Origin of the sequence: Streptomyces sp. NPDC059906, from assembly GCF_042730645.1 — a bacterium.
GTDB lineage: Bacteria > Actinomycetota > Actinomycetes > Streptomycetales > Streptomycetaceae > Streptomyces > Streptomyces rubrogriseus.
Window position 1 is genome coordinate 319,601 of sequence record NZ_JBHWKU010000006.1, and the last position, 19,208, is coordinate 338,808.

16 protein-coding genes and 1 pseudogene are annotated in these 19,208 nt (G+C 72.0%); 2 read left to right on the forward strand and 15 right to left on the reverse strand.

Annotated elements, in window-relative coordinates:
- Nucleotides 1-9 precede the first annotated feature (9 nt).
- The 4 genes from ACFV9J_RS13005 to ACFV9J_RS13020 are packed head-to-tail and all read right to left on the reverse strand — an operon-like array spanning nucleotide 10 to nucleotide 3,635.
- Nucleotides 10-942: an NADP-dependent oxidoreductase gene (locus ACFV9J_RS13005; protein WP_385353449.1), complete on the reverse strand. Its 933-nt coding sequence runs from the start codon at nucleotides 940-942 to the stop codon at nucleotides 10-12.
- A gap of 52 nt (nucleotides 943-994) precedes the next feature.
- Nucleotides 995-2,077: an alpha/beta hydrolase family protein gene (locus ACFV9J_RS13010; protein ID WP_385353451.1), complete on the reverse strand. Its 1,083-nt coding sequence runs from the start codon at nucleotides 2,075-2,077 to the stop codon at nucleotides 995-997.
- Nucleotides 2,077-3,060 (reverse strand): fumarylacetoacetate hydrolase family protein, encoded by a 984-nt coding sequence (locus tag ACFV9J_RS13015; protein ID WP_385353453.1) that lies wholly within the window; start codon nucleotides 3,058-3,060, stop codon nucleotides 2,077-2,079. Before ACFV9J_RS13015 ends, ACFV9J_RS13010 begins: the two co-directional genes overlap by 1 nt.
- The gene (locus ACFV9J_RS13020; RefSeq protein ID WP_385353455.1) at nucleotides 3,057-3,635 is read right to left on the reverse strand and encodes a VOC family protein; all 579 of its coding nucleotides are present in this window, start codon (nucleotides 3,633-3,635) and stop codon (nucleotides 3,057-3,059) included. The genes ACFV9J_RS13015 and ACFV9J_RS13020 overlap by 4 nt, the downstream gene beginning before the upstream one ends.
- 271 nt (nucleotides 3,636-3,906) lie before the next feature.
- Between ACFV9J_RS13020 and ACFV9J_RS13025 the strand changes: the two genes are divergently transcribed.
- Nucleotides 3,907-4,665 carry an IclR family transcriptional regulator gene (locus ACFV9J_RS13025; protein WP_385353457.1) on the forward strand — a complete coding sequence of 253 codons (759 nt, stop codon included), beginning with the start codon at nucleotides 3,907-3,909 and terminating at the stop codon, nucleotides 4,663-4,665.
- 10 nt (nucleotides 4,666-4,675) lie between these two features.
- Here ACFV9J_RS13025 and ACFV9J_RS13030 read toward each other — a convergent pair whose 3' ends face one another.
- The 10 genes from ACFV9J_RS13030 to lanA form a co-directional block, all read right to left on the reverse strand.
- The gene (locus ACFV9J_RS13030) at nucleotides 4,676-4,954 is read right to left on the reverse strand and encodes a hypothetical protein (RefSeq protein WP_385353459.1); all 279 of its coding nucleotides are present in this window, start codon (nucleotides 4,952-4,954) and stop codon (nucleotides 4,676-4,678) included.
- Nucleotides 4,955-5,056: 102 nt separating this feature from the next.
- The gene (locus ACFV9J_RS13035) at nucleotides 5,057-6,313 is read right to left on the reverse strand and encodes a Gfo/Idh/MocA family protein (protein ID WP_385353461.1); all 1,257 of its coding nucleotides are present in this window, start codon (nucleotides 6,311-6,313) and stop codon (nucleotides 5,057-5,059) included.
- Nucleotides 6,314-6,408: 95 nt separating this feature from the next.
- On the reverse strand, nucleotides 6,409-7,566 hold the full coding sequence (locus ACFV9J_RS13040) for an ROK family transcriptional regulator (RefSeq protein ID WP_385353463.1): 1,158 nt from the start codon (nucleotides 7,564-7,566) through the stop codon (nucleotides 6,409-6,411).
- Between the two features lie 92 nt (nucleotides 7,567-7,658).
- Nucleotides 7,659-9,158: a glycoside hydrolase family 36 protein gene (locus ACFV9J_RS13045; RefSeq protein ID WP_385353465.1), complete on the reverse strand. Its 1,500-nt coding sequence runs from the start codon at nucleotides 9,156-9,158 to the stop codon at nucleotides 7,659-7,661.
- Between the two features lie 78 nt (nucleotides 9,159-9,236).
- On the reverse strand, nucleotides 9,237-10,586 hold the full coding sequence (locus ACFV9J_RS13050; protein ID WP_385353467.1) for an ABC transporter substrate-binding protein: 1,350 nt from the start codon (nucleotides 10,584-10,586) through the stop codon (nucleotides 9,237-9,239).
- A gap of 118 nt (nucleotides 10,587-10,704) precedes the next feature.
- Nucleotides 10,705-11,595, reverse strand: coding sequence for a carbohydrate ABC transporter permease (locus tag ACFV9J_RS13055; protein ID WP_385353469.1), 891 nt, complete (start codon nucleotides 11,593-11,595; stop codon nucleotides 10,705-10,707).
- Nucleotides 11,596-11,605: 10 nt separating this feature from the next.
- Nucleotides 11,606-12,559 carry a carbohydrate ABC transporter permease gene (locus tag ACFV9J_RS13060; protein ID WP_385353471.1) on the reverse strand — a complete coding sequence of 318 codons (954 nt, stop codon included), beginning with the start codon at nucleotides 12,557-12,559 and terminating at the stop codon, nucleotides 11,606-11,608.
- Nucleotides 12,560-12,846: 287 nt separating this feature from the next.
- On the reverse strand, nucleotides 12,847-14,247 hold the full coding sequence (locus tag ACFV9J_RS13065; protein ID WP_385353473.1) for a lanthionine synthetase C family protein: 1,401 nt from the start codon (nucleotides 14,245-14,247) through the stop codon (nucleotides 12,847-12,849).
- Entirely contained in the window at nucleotides 14,244-17,465 is a 3,222-nt protein-coding gene (locus tag ACFV9J_RS13070) for a lantibiotic dehydratase (RefSeq protein WP_385353475.1), read from the reverse strand. The genes ACFV9J_RS13065 and ACFV9J_RS13070 overlap by 4 nt, the downstream gene beginning before the upstream one ends.
- Nucleotides 17,466-17,549: 84 nt before the next feature.
- On the reverse strand, nucleotides 17,550-17,711 hold the full coding sequence (gene lanA / locus ACFV9J_RS13075) for an SCO0268 family class II lanthipeptide (RefSeq protein ID WP_003978597.1): 162 nt from the start codon (nucleotides 17,709-17,711) through the stop codon (nucleotides 17,550-17,552).
- 187 nt (nucleotides 17,712-17,898) lie between these two features.
- Between lanA and ACFV9J_RS13080 the strand changes: the two are divergent.
- Nucleotides 17,899-18,407 (forward strand): annotated as a pseudogene (locus tag ACFV9J_RS13080) (AraC family transcriptional regulator); the annotation flags it as partial.
- Nucleotides 18,408-18,411: 4 nt separating this feature from the next.
- Here ACFV9J_RS13080 and ACFV9J_RS13085 read toward each other — a convergent pair.
- Nucleotides 18,412-19,203 (reverse strand): VOC family protein, encoded by a 792-nt coding sequence (locus tag ACFV9J_RS13085; protein WP_385353478.1) that lies wholly within the window; start codon nucleotides 19,201-19,203, stop codon nucleotides 18,412-18,414.
- Nucleotides 19,204-19,208 lie beyond the last annotated feature (5 nt).

The following is a 19,208-nucleotide window of genomic DNA, read 5'->3' on the forward strand; positions in this document are numbered from 1 at the left end:
AAATTCACCTCAGGTGGCGTCGATGTCCAGTACGATCCGGCCGCGGGCACGGCCGCCCGCGTGGAGCATGTGCCAGGCGTCGGCGGCCTGCTCCAGCGGGAAGGCGCGGCTCACCGGGACGGACAACTTCCCGGACTCGGCGAGCGCGGCCACCTCCGTCAGCTCGTCCGCGTCCGCGCGTGCCCACACCAGTTGGCCGCCTTGTTCGGGGGCGGTGGCGTCGGCCACCGAGGCGACCCGCGCGGGGTCCTTGAGGACCTTTCGCGAGACCGCCACCGCGTCCCCGCCGAAGAAGTCGAGCGCCGCGTCGACACCCTCGGGCACGAGCTCGCGCACCCGGTCGGCCAGGCCTTCCCCATAGGTGATCGGCGTGGCGCCGAGATCGCGCAGGTGGTCGTGGTTGCGCTCGCCGGCGGTGCCGATGACGCGGGCGCCCCGGTGGACCGCGATCTGTACGCCCAGCGTGCCGACCCCACCCGAGGCCCCGTGGATCAGGACGGTGTCGCCCGCGCCGATGCCGATGCGTTTGACGGCCTGGTAGGCGGTCAGACCGTTCAGCGGCAGACACGCCGAATGCAGCCAGTCCCAGGACTCCGGCTTGCGGGCCAGTGTGCGGACCGGGGCCGAGACCAGTTCGGCGTAGGTGCCGTTCTGCGCCCAGTCCTTGAGGACGAAGCCGATCACCTCGTCGCCGACGTCGAACTCGGTGGCGCCGAAACCGCGCGCCTCGACGACGCCGGCCATCTCGAAACCCGGGACGAGGGGGAAGTGGGTCACCATGATGCCGTCGAGATTGCCGACGGCGATCTTCTCGTCGGCCGGGTTCACCCCGGCTGCCTTGACCCGGACCAGGAATTCCCCGGGGGCGACCGCCGGAGTGGGCAGCTCGGTGAGTTCCAGGGCGTCCGCGTCGCCGTAGTGTCGCAGTGCGATCGCTTTCATGATCTCCTCAATGATTCCGTGAGCTGTTCGCAAGGTTGCTGGATCTTCTGGGTCAGCCGCGGCGGAGCCGGGCACGGAACCAGTCACATACGAACTCCGTGCGCTCGGCCGAGTGGTTGTACAGGGTGTGGTCGCCGTCGTCCCAAACCCGCAGCGTGTGGTGTGCCGACAGGCCGAGGAACACCTTCTGCTGGTCGAGGCCGACCAGGGGGTCGTTGCCGCCGTGCAGCACGAGCATCGCGGCATTCGTGCGGTCGACCGCCGGATCGAGCCACAGCGTGCGGAAGACAGCCTCGGTCTCGTCGTCGGAGTCGACACCCAGCAGCGCACGCGACTGTTCGCGTGCGGTCCGGAAGGGCAGTGGCTCCGGCTCAGCGTTGGCCCCGTTGACGCAGCATGCGACGAAACGGCTGTCGTGCACGGCGGCACGGGCGGCGAGCAGTCCACCGAAGCTGTTTCCCCACACCCCGAACCGGCCGTCGTAGCCGGTACGGGCACGCACGGCGTCGAGGGCCGCGCCGAAGGCCCGGTCGACGTCTGCGTCGAGGTGGAGTCCGCCGGCCATGCGTGTGGCCCCCTGGCCCGGTGTCTCGAGCAGGACGGCGGACAGTCCACGCCGGGCCAGGGCTTCGGCCTGCCGGTGGAAGGCCGGGCCCCAACCGCTCTGTCCGCCGACGACGACCACTGCGGGGCCGGGGCGGGCGCCGGACCGACTCACGAACCAGGCGGTGCAGTGGCTCTGCCGGAACGGGATCGACAGCCGTTTCACGTGCAACTCGGTGTCGAGGTCGGCCGCGGCCTGGTAGGCCCGGGTGAGCCGGACGTAGAGCGCGCGTTTGGCCGGGTGGTCGGTGTTGAAGGCCATCTGCGCGAAGATCAGGGAGGCCGTTGCCCGTCGATAGCACGCGACCGCGGTTTCGACGTCACCGCGGTCGGCGGCCGCCGCCGCACGGTCCAACTGCGCCTCAGCCAGACGAGTCGCGACCTCGTGCCAGGGTTCCGAGACGGCCGCGTCGGCCAGGCGGACGGCGTCCCCGTGGTCCATGCCGTAGTCGAGCATTCGTGACATCGGCATGGCCCGCAGCAACGCGGCCCGGTGCTTGGCCGGATCCACCTCCGGCACGGGAGCGTTCATCAGCGCGGAGCTCCGTCGGTGAAACGCGGTCGTGTTCCGTCGTCCCGCGCTGCCGCGCCCCGGGTTCGCAGCGCAACGACCGGCGCCGCCTCGGCGACGGTGTTGCGCAACTCGCCGAGACCCTCGATCGCCGCGACGACCTCGTCGCCCGGCCGCAGCCACGGGTAGGCCGCCGAGTCGTGGGTGCGGGAGAGCTCCAGGACGCAGCCGGTGCCGCAGGTGCCGGAGCCGATCACGTCGCCGGGCCGCACTTCGGCGCCGCGGGAGGCGTAGGCGATCATCTCGCCGAACGACCAGTGGATGTCCGACCACAGGGCACGGGAGTAGGGGACGCCGTTGACCGTACAGGTCATCTCAAGACGGTACCCGTGGCCCTCGCGGAAGTCGGCGATCTCGTCCGGGGTCACGAAGTACGGTCCGAGGCTCGTCGCGGTGTCCTTGCCCTTCACCGGACCCATCGACAGCTTCATCTCGCGCTGCTGAACGTCCCGGCCGCTCCAGTCGTTGAGTACGCAGTAGCCGGCGATGGTGTTCTCGGCCTCCCGGGCGGTCAGGTCGCGGCCACCGTGGCCCACCACCGCGGCGACCTCCAGCTCGAAGTCGAAACGCTCCGCACCCGGAGTCATCGGCACCGGCCCGCAGCCCGTCACGGCGTAGGGGCTGGAGAAGTAGAAGACCGGCAGCTCGTACCAGTCCGGGTCCATCTCGAGGCCCCGCCAGGCGCGCCCTGCCCGGACGTGCTGCTCGAAGGCGTAGAAGTCACGCACGGTCGGCGGCGTCGCGATCGGCGACAGGGGAACCAGGTCCGGCAGCGGCACGGTCGCACCGCACCGCAGCGCGGTCCGTCCGGCAGCGAGCAGTTCGGCCTCGCCCGCCTCGATGAGAGGCAGCAGGTCTGCCGGACCGTCGACAACCCTGACCACGTCGCCGTCCACCACGCCGACGCGCGAGGACGGCCCGTCCGCGTAGCGAACGAACTTCACCGCTCTGCCTCCTCGGCTGCGTCGGCATCGTCCGCCACCGCTTGTTCGCGCGTCCAGGCCCGGTAGCTCTCCTCGGTGAAGCCCGTCGCACCGTGGCGCTCGACCGAAGCCCGGACGGCGTCCAGCAGCTTCTCGGGATCGGTCTCGATGTCGATGTGTTCGACGAAGGGCTGTCGTGCCACGAGCCCGGTCCGCCAGTAGACCTCACACCGGTTGCCCTCCGGATCGTAGAAGTAGACGCCGACGGCATTGCCGTGGGAGACGATCATGTCGAGCCGGACGTCGTGGTCCCGGAAACGCCGATGGAAGCCCAGGACGTCCTCGAAGCGTGCGCACCGGAACGACACCTGCTGGATGAGCCTGCTGCCGAGTGGCGCGTCCCGGCCCCCGGCCAGGAGCAGTTCGTGATGCTCGGTGTCCGGCCGGGCGGACAGGAACCAGATGCCGAGCCGTTCGTCGTGGTCGGTGACCGTCAGCCCGAGTACGTCGCTGTAGAACGCCAGCTGCCGGCTCACATTGTGACAGCGCAGGCCCACATGGCCGAGTTCCGCGACGGACGGAGTCGAAGTCGTCACGCCGGTCCTCCTGGAGGGTGTTCCGCAGAGCAGATCATGTTCTGCAACGTAGCCCGGCTCCGGTGTCGCGTCAATGGCTGCGTGTTCCGTTGAGTGGATGGCACTCTGTTGAGCAGAACAGAAAGTGAAGGCGGGTCGGTCGAGCCGACAAGCCGCGGGTTGTTTCGTGGGACGCGCTGGGACGCCGAGGGGAGTGCGACTATTCTGGCTGGCGAAATGCACTTCAATCACCAGAACGGCCGCCGGGTGACGACGGCGAGATGGAGGGGTCGTGGCAGTGTCGGCCGCCTATCCGGTGGAATCGATCGACAACGCGGCGCGGATCCTGCTGATGCTGGTGGACCGTCCGTCGTTGCGCGTCACCGACGTGTCCGCCGAGCTGGGGGTGGCCAGGTCGACCGCTCATCGGATGCTGACCACCCTGCAGGCCCGCGACCTGCTCCGCCAGGACGCCCAGACCAAGGGCTACGGCGCCGGGCCCGCCCTGGCCAGACTCGGCATCGCCGTGATGGGGGCGGTCTCCCTCCGCGACGAAGCGCGCCTCCTGCTGGAGAAGCTCGTCGAAGACACCTCCGAGACCGCGCATCTGCTCGTCCTGGAAGGCACGGAGACCGTCTTCGTCGAAGGTGTGGAGAGCCAGCAGGTGATCCGTGCCGGGCTGCGTACCGGGCAGCGAGGCCCGGCGCATGCGTCCGCCGCGGGGAAGGCCCTGCTCGCCGAGCTCTCGCGGGAGGAGTTGCGGCGCCGCTATCCGGGCGCGCGGCTGCGAGGCGGAACCGAGCGCGCGGTAGGGACACGGCGAGCGCTCGAGGCCGAACTCGAGAAGGTGAGGGAGACCGGATACGCCACCAACACGGAGGAAAGCGAACGGGACCTCTGCGCGGTGGCCGCCCCGGTACGCAACCGGCAGGGCGTGGCCTGCGGAGCGCTGTCGGTATCCGGCCCGGCGCGGCGGACCGAGGCCAAACTGACTGTCCTGGGCGCCGCCGTCGTCGCCGCGGCCACCGAACTCGGCGCGCGTCTCGGCTAGGGCGCAGACCTCACCACGGCGACGAGCCCGATATCGCGAAACCGTTCTTGGACAGCGCCGTGTGGAGGGCCGCCTCGATGTCGTCGCTCTGAGCGTCCGAACTCCCCGGACCGAGGCTCACCATGACTGTCGCCTGCCTGCCGTCGGCAGTGGCGCCACCGTAGGCGCGGCTGTCCGCGTCGCCGGTGGAGCGGACCGTCATCATTTGCCGCAGTTCGGCCGGCAGCAGCAGTTCGCCGCGGAGCAGGGCGCCCAGGAACCGGTTGACGTCGGCGCCACTGGAGATCATGGAGCCGGCAGCGCCCCGACGGAGGGACTCACCCTCGTCAGGTCCACTGACGCGCTCGCGGATCTCCTCGCCGAGGTGTCTCGACTCCTGCCGCCCCGTGCCTCAAACGGTGCCCGCCGAGCGAGCGCCGTCGGCCCCCCCGGGGGGCTGGTGCTCCTCGAAGTGGCGGACGATCGCCGGGTCGAGCGGGGGAACGTCGACCGGTGTGCTGCCGGAGCGCAGCGAGGTCGTGGCGGCGACCGCGGCGGCGACCGCCTCGCGAGCGGCCACGGGCGAGGTCTCGGTCGGGCCTCCGGCGGCGGCGAAGCGCAGGAACTCCTCGACGAGCGCCCGGTCCGCGCCGCCGTGCGTCTCCTCGTCGGACGCCACGACCGGAACGGAGAGGTCGGCGTCGGCACGGTAGCCGGAGCGGCGCCGGTTCCACACGTCGACCCGTGCGAAATCGCCGTCGATGCCGTCGCCGAAGTTCTCCAGGCGCCCCTCGTCTCCGATGACGGTGTAGTTGCGCCAGTAGTCGGGCGTGAAGTGGCACTGCTGGTAGCTGGCGAGGACGCCGTTGTCCAGGCGGGCCAGCATCATGCTGATGTCCTCGACGTCGACGACGGGGTTGAGGTCGCGCAGGGCGGACGGCGGCCAGACCTCCGGGTCGAACCAGTCGGGCATGCGCTGACCGGGCGGCACGGTCTCCTGCGTGGCCCGGCGCGGGTTGTCGCCGTAGACGGCCAGCGCACCCTGGGCGACCACGTTGCGGGAGAAGCCCCCGGCCAGCCAGTGGACGACGTCGAGGTCGTGGGCGCCCTTCTGCAGGAGCAGACCGGTGGTGTTGGCCCGCTGCGCGTGCCAGTCCTTGAAGTAGAAGTCCCCGCCGTGGCCGACGAAGTGGCGGCACCACACCGCGCGGACGCGGCCCACCGCGCCGTCGTCGATCAGCTCGCGCATCCGCCGCAGCACGGGAAGGTGACGCAGATTGTGACCCACGTAGAGCCGGGTGCGGGAGCGGAACGCGGCTTGGAGCAGCGCGTCGCAGTCGGCGACGGTGATGGTCAGCGGCTTCTCCACGAACACCGCCACGCCCGCCGCCAGGAAGAACAGCGCGGGTTCGGTGTGCAGGTGGTCGGGGGTGAGGACGAACACGGCGTCCAGCCCGTCGTCGAGCATCCGCTCGTACCGGTCGTGCACGACCACGTCCGCGCCGAACAGACGCCTGGCGTCCTCCTGGCCCCGCGGGTCCGGGTCGGCGCAGGACACGATCCGGGCAGCGCCGGAACGGTTCACCAGAGCGGCCATGTCCGCGCGCTGTCCGACGCCGACGACGCCGACGCGCAGGTGCCGATCCGATATCTGGTCACGGGTGCTCACTGGGCTGTCCCTTCGTTCCTGTTGGGTGTTGCGTATCGGCGCCGGGTGCGTCCCGGCCCCGCCGTCAGCGTCGGGGCGCGTGCCCGGCCCCGCCGTTACCGTCGGGGTGCGGTCGGCGCCGCCAGACCGTCGCTCAGCAGCCGGCTGTCGACCTCGTCCAGGGCCAGCCGCACCGCCCCCAGCGCCACGCTCTCGTCGCCGAGTGTGGAGGCGCGCAGCTCCGGCATCCGCAGACAGTGCTTGGTCAGCTCGCGGTGCAGGGGACCGAGGACCACGTCGGCGGACCGGGAGAACCCGCCGCCGTAGACGACGACCTGGGGGTCCAGGGCGAGGACCAGGGCGGCCACCCCCACCGCGAGGTCGCGGGTGTAGCGCCGGACGGCCGTCCGGGCGTCCCGGTCGCCGTCCCGGGCGGCCTGGAAGACCCAGGCCGCCACCTCGCCCTCCGCGGCGGCCGCCGGCATCCCGGGGCAGGTCTGCAGGTGGTCGGGCGCGGTGAGCCACCGTACGGCCTTGAGCGCGCCGATCTCTCCCGCGGCGCCGCCGTGGCCCCGGCGCAGGGTGCCGTCGAGGATGAGACCGGCGCCGGTGCGCAGACCGGCGAGGAGGTACACGATGTCGTCGGCGTCCTGCGCGGCGCCCCGCCACCGTTCGGCGACGGCGGCCAGCTTGCAGTCGTTCTCCACCTGCACGGGGCAGGAGAACCGGGCGCCGAGGTGGGCGGCCGGGTCGGCCTCGCTCCAGCCCGGCAGCGGGCTGGACAGCGAGGTCCGGCCGCTGCCGTCGACCGGACCGGTCACCCCGACGGTCACCGCCCAGACGTCGCCCGCGGCCATGCCCGCGCTTGCCAGCACCTCGTCGACGACCCGGTCCACCGCCGCCAGCCGCTCCGCGGGCGCCGCCTCCGGGGCGGCCGGGTGGCGCACCGTGCGCACCAGGTTCCCCTCCAGATCGCTGAGGATCACGAGGATCTTGTGCACGCCGACGTCGATGCCCAGCACGTGCCCGGCGGTGGACCTGAACCGGTACCGGCGCGCGGGACGCCCCACCACACTGCTGGCCCCCGGCTCCTCCACCTCCGCCCAGCCGTCGGCGACCAGGGACTGGACCAGCACGTCCACCGCGGGACGGGACAGGCCGGAGCGGGACGCCAGCTCGGTGACCGTGGACGGCGGGTTGCCGCGCAGTGCTCCCACGATGGACAGCTGGTTCATCTCGCGCATCCGGGACATGTCCGTTCCGGTCGTCGCCATGTTGATGCTCCCTGGAGGCGTTGCGGTGGCCACCGCCGAATATTGCTGAAGAGTTTACTAATTCGTGGCGGTGGCCGCGTGCGGGTACGAGGTCAGGCGAGGGGATAGCGCTGCTCGTCGCCGGGTGCCACGGCCGGGCCGAAGTCCACCTCCCGGCCGTCGAGCGCGAAGCGGTAGCGCCCGAGCCGGCGCACCTCCGGGCGGCCGGTCAAGTACGCCTCCATCGCCCGCAGTTCCTCCGGGCGCAGCCATCCCGGCGGGTCGGAGACGGCCCGGAACCCGCAGACGTCGGCCAGGTCGCGCAGCAGACCCTGCTGCTGGTCGGTCAGCAGGTTCAGACGGCTGCGGAAGTACACGACGTCCGGGTCGACCTCCAGCAGCGGTGACTGCCACAACCGGTGCACCGTGTTGACGACGGCGTTGCGGGCCAACGCGTCGGACGGGTCCTGCGTGGCGTAGTGCTCCCACATCGGTGCGACGTCGGGGCCGCTGCGGATGGCGTCGACCAGCCCCAGCGAGGGCAGCAGCGGGGCGCCGCTGCCGAGGAGGTAGGTGTCCGGGCCCGCCGTTTCGCGGACGATCGAGAGGCCGGTGCGGTAGGCCTCCTCACGGCCCACGTCGGCGAAACGCACACCGGGCACGGCGCCGGCGCCGACGAAGTCGAGCTTGAGGTAGGTGAACCCCCACTTCCGGACGACCCGGTGGATCGTCTCGCGCAGATGCTCCTGCGCCGCGGGCAGCGTGAGGTCGAGCGCCCAGTAGCCGACGCCCCAGTTGTGCCCGGCGACCACCGGCTCGCCGCGCCCGTCGCGCAGCAGCAGCTCCGGCCGCTGCCGGGCGGTACGGGAGCCGGGCAGGACGATGAACGGGGCGATCCACAGTCCGGGCCGCAGCCCGGCGTCCGTGATCCGGTCGGCCAGCGCCCGCATCCCGGACGGGAACTTGTCGTTGGCCTCCCAGTCGCCCACCGCCCGCTCCCAGCCGTCGTCGACCTGGACGACGTCGAAGGGCAGGCCGCGCAGCGCCGTGACGTCCTTGGTGAGCTGCTCCTCGGTGATGCTCTCGTAGTACGCGTACCAGCTGCACCACACGTTGCCCGCCCGCTTGTCGCTGCGCCCGAGCCGGTCGCCGAGGTGCCGGGCGTAGGCGGCGAACACCTCCTCCTCGCTGCCGAGGGCGAGGAACCAGGGCGCTCCGTCGCGCTCGCACCATCCGGTGAGGGTGTCCCGGTCGGCGGTCAGGCGGGGGACGTCGAGGCCGAGCGCGCCGAGCAGCAGCACCCGCCCGTCCGGCCCCTCCAGGGCGGCGACGGCGGACGAGTGGTGGCGGGCGGGATCGTCCCACACGGTGTCGTCGGCGGTCAGCCGGCGTTCGGCGCTCTCGATCCGCAGCGGAGCCTCGGAGAGCCGGCGCCAGCCGCACGGGCTCCACGAGTTGTGGCCGTGACGGTAGAAGAGCGCGTCCCCGAGACCGTGGAGCACGGCCGTCCGGCCGGGTGGCAGCAGCAGACCGCCTTCCACGGCTCGGGGCGGCGCGTCGCCTTCGAGCTCGACGGCGAGGGTGCGCCCGCCGAGTTCTACGAGCTGGGCCATGGGTCTCCTTGCGTTGCGGTACGTGCGGTACGTGCAGTACGGGTGGGGCTTGCGGTACGGAAAGGCCCGCGCCCGCGCCTAGTCGAAGAGGTCGTTCACCTTGCCGTTGACCGACTCCAGGGCATCGGCGGCGTCCTCCTGGCCGAGGATCGCCGACTGGATGGCGTCCTGCACGAGGGGGCTGATCTCGGTGCCGTGCTCGGTGACGGGAAGCTGGAAGGTGACGCCCTTCGTCCCGACGGCGTCGGTGAAGGCGCGCACGTCGTCACCGTCGGCCTCGTGTGCGGCGAGGGCCTTCTCGGTGGAGCTCTTCAGCGCGGGGAAGACGACACCGTGCGCGGCGACCCGGTCCTGGCAGTCGGCCGACGCGAGGTACTTGACCCACTTCCACGCCTCCTCCTTGTGGTCGGTGCCGGCCCAGACGGAGTCCGCGAGGCCGTTGAGGGCGCTCTTGCGGCCGGCCGGGCCGACCGGCATCGCCGCGAACCCGAAGTCCTGCTTGACCCTGGGCCCGGTGAAGCTGGAGACGGTGAAGGAGCCCGCGAGCGACATGGCGCCCTTCCCGGCGATGAGCAGTTCGGTCCTGGCCACGCTCGACTGCTGGTCCAGACGGGGCGCGTAGCCCTTGTCGATCAGGTGCCGGAACCACGAGACGGTCTCGGCGAGTCTGGGGTCGTCGAACTTGTAGTGCGTGCCCCAGGGGTTCTTGTCGAGGTACTCGAACCCGTTGGCGGCGGCGAAGTTGCCCCAGCCGTTCTGGCCCTGGGCGCCGTCGGCCCATTCGGGCAGGAAGCCGTAGACCTCCACGTGGTCCTTGTCGAAGGCGGGGTCGAGACCGTTGCGGCCCTCGCTGTCCACCGTGGCCTTGGCGATCACCTGCTCCAGGGTGCCGCCGTCCGCCGGGTTCCACGTCAGGTCGTTCAGGGCGGCGGGATCCACGCCCTGCCTCTTCAGCATGTCGGTGTTGTAGACGAGGGCCATGGTGTCCCAGTCCTTGGGCAGGCCGTAGCGCTTGCCGTCCTTCACCCAGGTGTCGGCGAGGCCCGCCTGGTAGGCGGAGACGTCGAGCCCGTCCCGCTCCACGTAGGGCTGGAGGTCCAGGAGCTGGTTGCCGGCGGCGAACTGCGGATAGTAGGTGGCCTGGTTGGTCCACACGTCGGGCGCCTCGCCGGAGACCAGTTGCGTGGTGAGGTTCTGCCAGTATTGGTTCCACGCGGTCTGCGTGATCCTGACGGCGATGTCCGGGTTGGCCTTCTCGAAGGCGGTCGCGCACTCCTGGTAGGCGGGGAGCTGGAGGTCGTCCCACAGCCAGTAGTCGACGGTGGTCCGCCCGTCGCCCGCCTCGTCCGAGCCGCCGCAGGAGACGAGGGTGGTGAGGGCGGCCAGACACAGCAGGGCCGCGCCGGCGCGCAGGTGTCGGGGTCTCATCGCGAGGGGCCTTCCTGGCTCGTACGGGATCGGTGGGGGCAGTGGGGGCAGTGGGGGCAATGGGGGCAGTGGGGGCGGTGGGATCGGCGGGGGCAGGCGGTGGCTCCGCGGGGACGGGTCACTTCATGCCGGTGAAGTTCAGGGACTCGACGAGCCGGCGGCCGAGGAGGATCAGGAGGACGAGCACGGGCAGCACGGAGAGGGCGGACCCCGCCATCAGCCCGGTCCAGTCGGGCTGGGTGTTGGGTGACTGCTGCTGGAAGATGCCGAGGGCGACGGTGAGTACCCGCGTCTCCTCGTCCCGGCCGGACAGCAGCGGCCACAGGTAGTCCTTCCAGGCCCACACCGTGGTGGTGAGTCCGACGGTGAGCAGCGGGCCGCGGGTCATGGGCATCACCACCCGCCAGAAGATCCCCCAGGGACCCACGCCGTCCAGGATCGCGGCCTCCTCCACCTCGCGGGGGACCGACAGGAAGAACTGCCGCAGGAAGAAGACCGCGAACGGCGTCATCAGAACGCTCGGCGCGACCATGCCGACGAAGGTGTTCAGCCAGCCCAGGTCCTTCACCAGCACGAAGTTGGGCAGCACGGTGAAGATCGGGGGCACCATCAGCGCGGCGATGAGCACCCCGAAGACCACGTCGCGGCCGGGGAAGCGCAGCCGGGCGAAGGCGTAGCCGGCCATCGCGCAGAACAGCGTCTGCAGCACCGCGATCAGCCCGCTGTAGACCACCGAGTTGAGCAGGTACCGCAGGAAGTCGACCTGTGCACCGGAGCCGCCTGCCGCCACGGCTTCCTCCTGGCTGGTCAGCCCCAGCACCCGCAGGAAGTTGATCATCGTGGGGTGGTCCGGGACCAGCCCGGTGGAGTCGGTGTACAGGTCGGCCGCCGGGGTCAGAGCGGTGCGCACCATCCAGTAGAAGGGGAAGACGGTCGCGAACAGCGCGACGACGAGCACGGCCCAGGCGGCGATCCGGCCGGGGGAGACTCTGGTCCTGATGCGTGTCATGGTCTGCTCCTCAGGCCAGGTCCGAGCGGGAGGCGCGCAGCAGGCGCATCTGTACGGCCGTCAGCACGCCGAGGATGAGCGCGAGCACCACGGCCACGGCGGAGGCGTAGCCCATGTGGAAGTTGGTGAAGGCCTGTTCGTAGATGTAGTAGTAGATGACCCGCGTGGCGCTGACCGGCCCGCCCTTGGTGGTCACGGCGATCGTGTCGAAGATCTGGAACGAGCCGATGAGCGACACCACCAGCACCAGCGAGAGCACCGGCCGCAGCAACGGCAGCGTGATCCTCGTGAACATCCGCCACTCACCGGCCCCGTCCAGCGAGGCGCTCTCGTAGAGGTACTGCGGGACCTGCAGCATGCCGGCGTAGAGCAGCAGCGCCGTGTAGCCGGTGTAGGCCCAGGTGTTGACCGCGGCCACGCTCGGCATCGCCCAGTCGGGCGAGGTGAAGAAGCCCGTGGTGCCCATGCCCATGGAGTTCAGTACATGGTTGACCAGCCCGAGGTTGGTGTCGAGCAGCCACATCCACAGCAGGCCCACGGTCACGTTGGGCACCAGCCAGGGGACCAGCAGCATCGCCCGCAGTGCCACCGACCGGGTCAGACGGTGCATCAGCGTGGCCAGGACCAGCGCCAGCAGGGTCTGCGACACGATGTTCACCAGGACGTAGTAGCCGGTGACCTGCAGCGCGTTCCAGAACTGCTCGTCGCCGATCAGCCGGCTGTAGTTGTCCCCGCCGACGAAGTCGGGCGTGGCGATGAGACTGTAGTCGGTGAGCGAGTAGTAGATGCCCCGCACGGTCGGATACGCGTAGAAGAGCGCGAAGCCGAGCAGGGCCGGGGCCAGGAACAGCCACGCCGCCTTCCGGTCGTCGCGGGGCCGTCGGGGCCGGCGCGGCGCCGAGGTCCCGCCCGGCGACGTGCCGGCACCTGGATGCGGTGGCGCCACCGCCGTGTGTGCGCCCATGGTTCCCCTCCGAAGGGATTTGCGCCGCACCTCTTGCCAGTGGGGCACCGTGGACAACATATTGATGAGCAAGAGCGAAACTTTGTCAATGCTGTCGCATAATGGCGAGGCCGGCCGGCAGGCGGCCCGGCGGCACCGTCGGAAGACTGACTCCCCGTCCGTTCCCGGAGGCTGACCCCATGCGCACCCTCACACCGCGACGCGGCAGACGGCTGCCTTCCGCCATCGCGAGGGCAGCCCGGATCACCGTGAACGGACGGTCATGTGATCGCCCCCGGCCCCGTGGGTCAGGCCAGCAGCAACGGCATGTCCCAGTCGGCCGGTGTGCCGGCCGCCGCGTAGGAGTCCAGGGCGAGCGCGACACCGGCGGCCCCGTCGAGGTAGCCGGAGACGTCGGAGCCGAACGGCACCTTCGTCATCGTGAAGCGCAGTCCGAACGGCAGTTCGGGGTCGAAGGCGGAGACGAGTTCGGCGGCGATGCCGTCCCGCAGTTCGGCCAGCCGCGGGTCCTGCCACGCTTCGTCGAGCCGGCCGAGCTGGTGCAGGGCCCCGGCCCAACCGTGGCACAGCGCGTGGTCGTCGATGCCCCAGGCCGGCCGGGGGAGGACCAGCAGCCGCTCCACCGAGGCGCGGGCGAGGTCGGAGAAGTCCGCCCGGCCGAGCGCCCGTCCGGCCAGTTGCAGGGCACGGGAAACACCGGGAGCTCCGTAGCACCAGGCCGGCCACTTCGCGGTGCCCTCGTAAGCGGCGGGCCCCCGTTGCCACTGGGCGAAGGAGAGGTAGCCGGGCCAGAAGAGGCCGTACCGGTCCGCGACCGCCCAGGTCCGCAGCAGCGCGGCGGTCGCCTCCATGGCCTCCTGCTGCCGGGGCACCCGCACACCCTGCTCCCAGGCCAGGGCCAGCAGGGCGAGCGGCCCGGCGACGCCGTGCGAGAGGCCCAGGTTGAGGTGGCCGCCGGGGAACGCCGCCTCGGAGCCGATCCGGGGCGCGTCCAGGGCCCACCAGCGCGGCACGTCCGCGCCTTGGTGCTCCACCGTGCCGAGCGACAGGCGCACGAGGTAGTCGAGCACCGCCGTCAGCGGCTCCTCGCAGCTCTCCGCGCGGGCCAGCAGATAGCGGCCCACGCCGGTCAGACCACGGACCACCTCGTAGTGACCGATGGTGGGCAGCGGCCGGTCCTCCACGGGCGGCAGGACGGTCCGCACGAGGTCGCGCTGGTAGGCGTCGAAGCGCTGGAGCGCGGAGACGTAGCCCCCGGTGGTGCGGTGGGCGAGCAGCACGGCGAACGCCAGGGCCCCCGGCCCCTTGAAGACCCCGCCCGCGGTGCCGGGCCGCCCCGAGACGGCGCGGGTTCCCGCCGTGAGATACGCGTGAGCCCGCGGCACCTGCCGCGCCGGGTCCCGGGAGGCGCCCGCGAACGCCAGCGCCAGCCCGGGACTGCCGCTGCCGAGGGTGAGCTCGGCCCAGATCGGCTCGGCCACCCCGTCGTCCGCCGCCCGGGCGGGGATACGCGTGGCCGCCACCGTGGCGGCGGGGTCGGCGAGCCGGTCCAGGATCTCGGCGGAGACGGCTCCGGCCCGCTCCCGGAGGGACTGAGGGGACTCGCCGACCCGGTCCTCGCGCGTCCCGCCCCTGCTGACGCCGTCCATCATGTGCTCCCGTGACCCGCCCCCGGTGGCGCCGCTCATCGTCCGCTCCCGCTCCCGCTCTCGTGCCGCCGGCGGCCGGCATGGGTGCGTACCGCCCCGCGCAGCACCGCGTACCCGCGCGCCTCGGCCGCCCGGTCGATGCCGAACAGCCGGTTGTGCCGCATGTGCAGCAGCGACAGGAGGGCCTCGTCGCGGTCGGCCTGCGGGGCGGAGAGGATCAACTCCCCATAGGCGCGTGGCTCGGGCGACTCGGACCACAGCGCGCCGAGCGACGGCGCCCCGAGTGCCGCCGCGGCCGACGACACCGCGCGGCCCGGCCCGATCAGCCGGTCGGCGACGGCCCGGTGCCGCTGGTAGACCTCGTGCTCCACCGTCTTCGTGAACATCCGGTCGACCCAGCCGCACCAGTCCCAGTCCCCGAGGGATTCCAGCAGCACCGCGTGCCCGAGCCCGGCGAGTACGGCACCGGGGAGCGCCCGCGCGGGGCCCCGCAGCGCGCGCAACTGCACCAGCGCCGACAGGCTGTCGGTGCGGAAGAGGCGCTCGGCGGCCTCCTGCACGGCCTCGCCCCCGTACCGGTCGCTCTCGGGCCGGTACGTGTCGAGGGTCATCGTCCGCAGGGCCCCGCTTTCGACGAGAGCCCGTGACACCCGGCTGATCGCGGGCAGCACCCGGCCGTTCAGTGCCCCGGGATCGCCGTGGAACCGCAGTCGCAGATGCGGCCCGGGGTCCTGGTAGCGCAGGAAGAACCAGCGGTCGACCTCGTCCTCCACCTCGGAGAGCAAGGCAGGAAGATGCTCGGTGAGCAGAGCGTCGTGGGCCGACGGTTCGGCGTACCACTTGACGAACAGCCAGTCCTCGCCCGGCAGATGGACCCGGACCGGAGCAGGCCGGACCGGAGCAGACCGGACGGGAGCAGGCCGGACGGGAGCAGGCCGGACGGGCGGGGCGGTCCGTCCCCGCGCCGGCTCGGCACTCTCCGGCGCCGCGCGCCCGGTGGCCCGTCGCGCCCCCGCGAGGGGCACCACGATCTCCGTACTGTGCCCGCCGTTCCAGCCGAGCCCGGCGCCGTCGGCCGTCAGATCCTCGTAGAGGACGAACCGAGGATGTGCGGCGGTCAGTTCGGCGCGCAACAGGTCCCGGTCCCAACGCTCACGCAGGTCGACGGGGTACATCTGGTCGTTGCGCGCGATCTGCAGCCGGTCCGGCACGGCCAGGCGCCGGCGCCAGGCGTCCAGGCCCTGCTCCCATGCCCCGGCGCCCTGTGCCCGGGCCGCGTCGCGCAGCCGTCGGCCCGGCAGCCAGCGCCCGGGCACGGCCACCACCCGCCCGTACCGGACCCGCGGCAGATACGGCAGCGCGTCGTGCCCCGCCCAGTTCCAGCCCGACCAGACGCGGGGCCGGGCGGTCGCGAGATCCATGAGGAACCGGGCCACCGGCGGGGCCTGGGTGTCCAGGGCCAGCATGTGCGGCAGCACGGGACGGACCGGACGGCCGCTCCGCGGATCCAGCAGCCGCAGTCCGTCGGAGCCGGCGGCGACGAGCAGCGAGCGCCAGTCCAGACAGCGGGGGTCGCGCCGGTCGTCGGGTACGCCGACGGGGATGCGGTACGGCAGCAGCCGGGGCACTTGGACGATGTTGAGCCCGCGCGGCTCGTGGGGCATCAACTCGACCTGCGCCGTGATCACCGTGTCGTCAGCGCCGTCAGCGCCGTCAGCGCCGTCAGCGCCGTCAGCGCCGTCGGCGGCCAGCCGGGCGAGTTCGTCGGTGAGGCCGGCCGCCGCCGCGAACCGGCCCGCGGTGGCGCCCGCGGTCCAGGCGCCGATGTGCGGGCTGCCGAGCAGCCGGAATTCACCGCGGTCCAGCGCCGCGGTGCTCTCGGAGAGCACCTGGAAGCAGAGTTCGAGGCTGCGCGGCGGCGCGGCTGCCCGATCGTGCCCGGCGACCTCACCGAGACGCCCCACGACCTCGTCGGTCAGCACCAGGTCGCCGCCGGACAGGACGGCCTCCTGCAACAGCTCGCCGATCATCGCGCGCCTGGGCCCGTCCGCCTCGTCGCCGGGGCCGCCGCGCGCGTACACCGGCTCCGCGCCGTACTCGGAGGGCAGACCGAGTCCGCGGTGCGGGTCGACCAGCTCGCCCAACGGCACGGCGCAGGCGGTGCCGTAGCGCTCGATGAAACGCTCGCGGTAGTCCCGCATGTACGCCAGCGTCGTCCACTGCGGGGTGATCGCCCAGATCGCGGCCGCATACCGGCACACCTCCCGGCCGACCGCCTCCGGGACGACGAACTCGCCGGGCATGTGCAGATCCACGTGCAGAGGCGGCCGCGCGTGCGCGTCGTCGCCCGTGCCGGGGACGTCGAGCCGGCGGACCGCGTCCAGGGCGTCCTGCCAGGAGTCGCCGCCCAGCCCCGGAGCATCCTCCTGATGCCGCGCGCAGGCCGCCCGTACGTCCCGCAGCGCCCGCGCGTCGTCGGCAAGCGCCCCGCCCAGGACCGCCTCGATGCCGTCGAGCAGCGCGACGTCGATGCGGTGCGGGGTGATCGAGGTGAGCAGGAAGCCGTGTTGCAGGAGACCGGCCAGCTGACCGTCGAGCCGCTCGGCGTCCAGCGCCGGGAAGCGTTCCGTCAGCGATACGAGGAGATCCGCGTACGGCACCGGATTCCGCGCCCGCTCGCGCACGGCGCCGACCAGCGCGTTGTCGCGAACCGACTGTTCCTGCGCACCGGTGCGCAGGTACAACCGCCCGTCGCGCACGAAACACAGATCGTTGAGTACGACGTCCACGCGCCGGCGGACGGTGGGTTCTTCGAGCCAGGCCAGTACCCGTCGGCGCAGCCACGCCCCGTCGAGCCGGACCACGACCTCACCGGTCCCCGGCTCGGCCTTGGCCACGGAACCGAACCGGGCCGTGCCGACACCCGCGAACAGGCCGAACGGGGTGGGGCGCGCTCCGGCGCGGCGGGCGTACCGCGTCAGGGTTCGCGCGGCGCTAAGGGTCCGCTTGCGCCCCAGGGCGGAGGCGCCCTCATCAGTGGTCAGACGGGCCAGGCTGTGGGCCAGCGAGCCGCTGGCGACCCGGACCGCCTGGCCGAGCAGGGGATCGGCGGCGAGCTGCCGGGCTCCGGAGACCGGCGAGGCCGCGTCGACCGTGGCCGGAGCGGCTCCGCGCGGCCGGCTCGCCATCCGGACCAGTACGGGCTCCCGTACCTCGAAGACCGCTGCTGCTCGGTGGGTTTCGGACTCCGCCGCCACGTGTGTGCTCCTCGCCGTCGTGCGGAAAGCGGGGCGGACTCGTGGCCGCCCCGCTCGGAAGAGCCCCGAGGGGGCCTCAGTCCGTCAGCAACAGATCGGGCAGCGCGTGCCGATCGCGTAGCTGCTCGGCGACGTGAAGGTGCCCTCGCCGAACGACGCGGCCTGCTCCGGGAGATCGGAGACGCGGAGGTCCAGGTCGAGGTCGAGCTCGGGTGCTTCGTGGGACAGAACGATCTCGGTACGCATGCTTCTCCCTTGGGTGGTGGGGTGCACGGACTCGAAACGCAGGGCCCCGGTCGGGGCCCGGACATGCGCAACCATTGCCCACGCCACTGACAGTCGGTAGACGAAAACGAGCCATTGATCAAGGGCCGCCCGCTGCCGGGGACCTGGGGGGAAAACGGACCCCGCACCCAGCCCGCCCGGAGCCGCGGGCGGCAAGCAGCGCGCCGACTTCCACGTCCTTGCCGTCATCGACGCCGGACGCGGCTCCGTCACGGTCGACTTCCCTCTCCACCCGCTCCAGGACCGGTCCGCCGTGTGGATTCCCCCCGGCGCGGTGCACCGGCGGGACGACATCGCCGAGGTGCAGGGGCACCTCGTACTGTTCGTGCCGACCGCTCCCGTCACCCGCGCCACCCGGGAACTCGTCGCCTCCTGCGCCCCGGCAGCGCACTGGGTCATCCCCACCGCCGACCGGCCCTTCGTCGACGCGGCGCGCGGCCATCACGTGCGGTGTCGCAGGCCACCGGCCGTACGGCGAAGGCGTACGTCGTGGAGCGGCTCGTGCTGGAAGCCAAGCGGCTCCTCGCGCACGACCGCCTCACCGCCGCCCGCTGCGCCGGCGTCCTGGGCTTCCCCGACGCGTCCAACTTCTCGGTGTTCTTCCACAAGGCCACGGGCGAGCGACCGGGCGCTTGGCAGGCGGCGGTGACCGGTACCAGGGTCATCCCGCGGCCGGAGCCAGCACCACGAAGTCCGCCTTCGACGGGTCGAGGCACACGGCCAGACGGCCGACGCCCTCCGCGTCGGCCGGCCCCATCTGCACGCTGCCGCCATGCGCCGTGACCGCGGAGACCGCGGCGTCGCAGTCGGTGACGGCGAACACCGGGTGCCAGTACGCCCGGCCGTCCGTCAGGGTGAGATCCCGCTCGTCGAGCTGCATCAGCCCCCCGTGCATCCGGTCCTCGGACAGGCCGGAAGGAGTGATGAGGGAGTACGCGCCTTCGCCGCCCGGCACCGCCATGTCGCCGAACCGCCAGCCGAGGACCCCGCCGTAGAACTCCTTGGCCGCCGCGGCGTCGCTCGTGTACAGCTCCGTCCAGCACAGCGTCCCGGGCTGGTCCACGAGTTCGACGCCCTTGGTCCGGCCAGGCTGCCACACGGCGAACTGACCGCCGGACGGGTCGCTGTACTGCGCCATCCGGCCCCAGTCGTCCAGGTCCGTCGGCGCCACCCGCACCGTGCCGCCGGCGCGCTGCACCGCCTGAGTGGTGGCGTCCGCGTCGGTGACGGAGTAGTAGATCATCCAGGCGGAGCGCGCGCCTTCTTCGGTGAGCTTGCCGAGACCGGCGACGATCTTGCCGTCCTTGCGGAACATGCCGCCTTCCGCGTCTTCCCCCATGGCCTCGTACGTCCACCCGAACACGCCGCCGTAGAAGGCCGCCGTCCCGGCGACGTCCGGGGACCCGAGGTCGAGCCAGCAGGGGGAGCCGGGGACGAAGTCATTGGTGATCACGGACG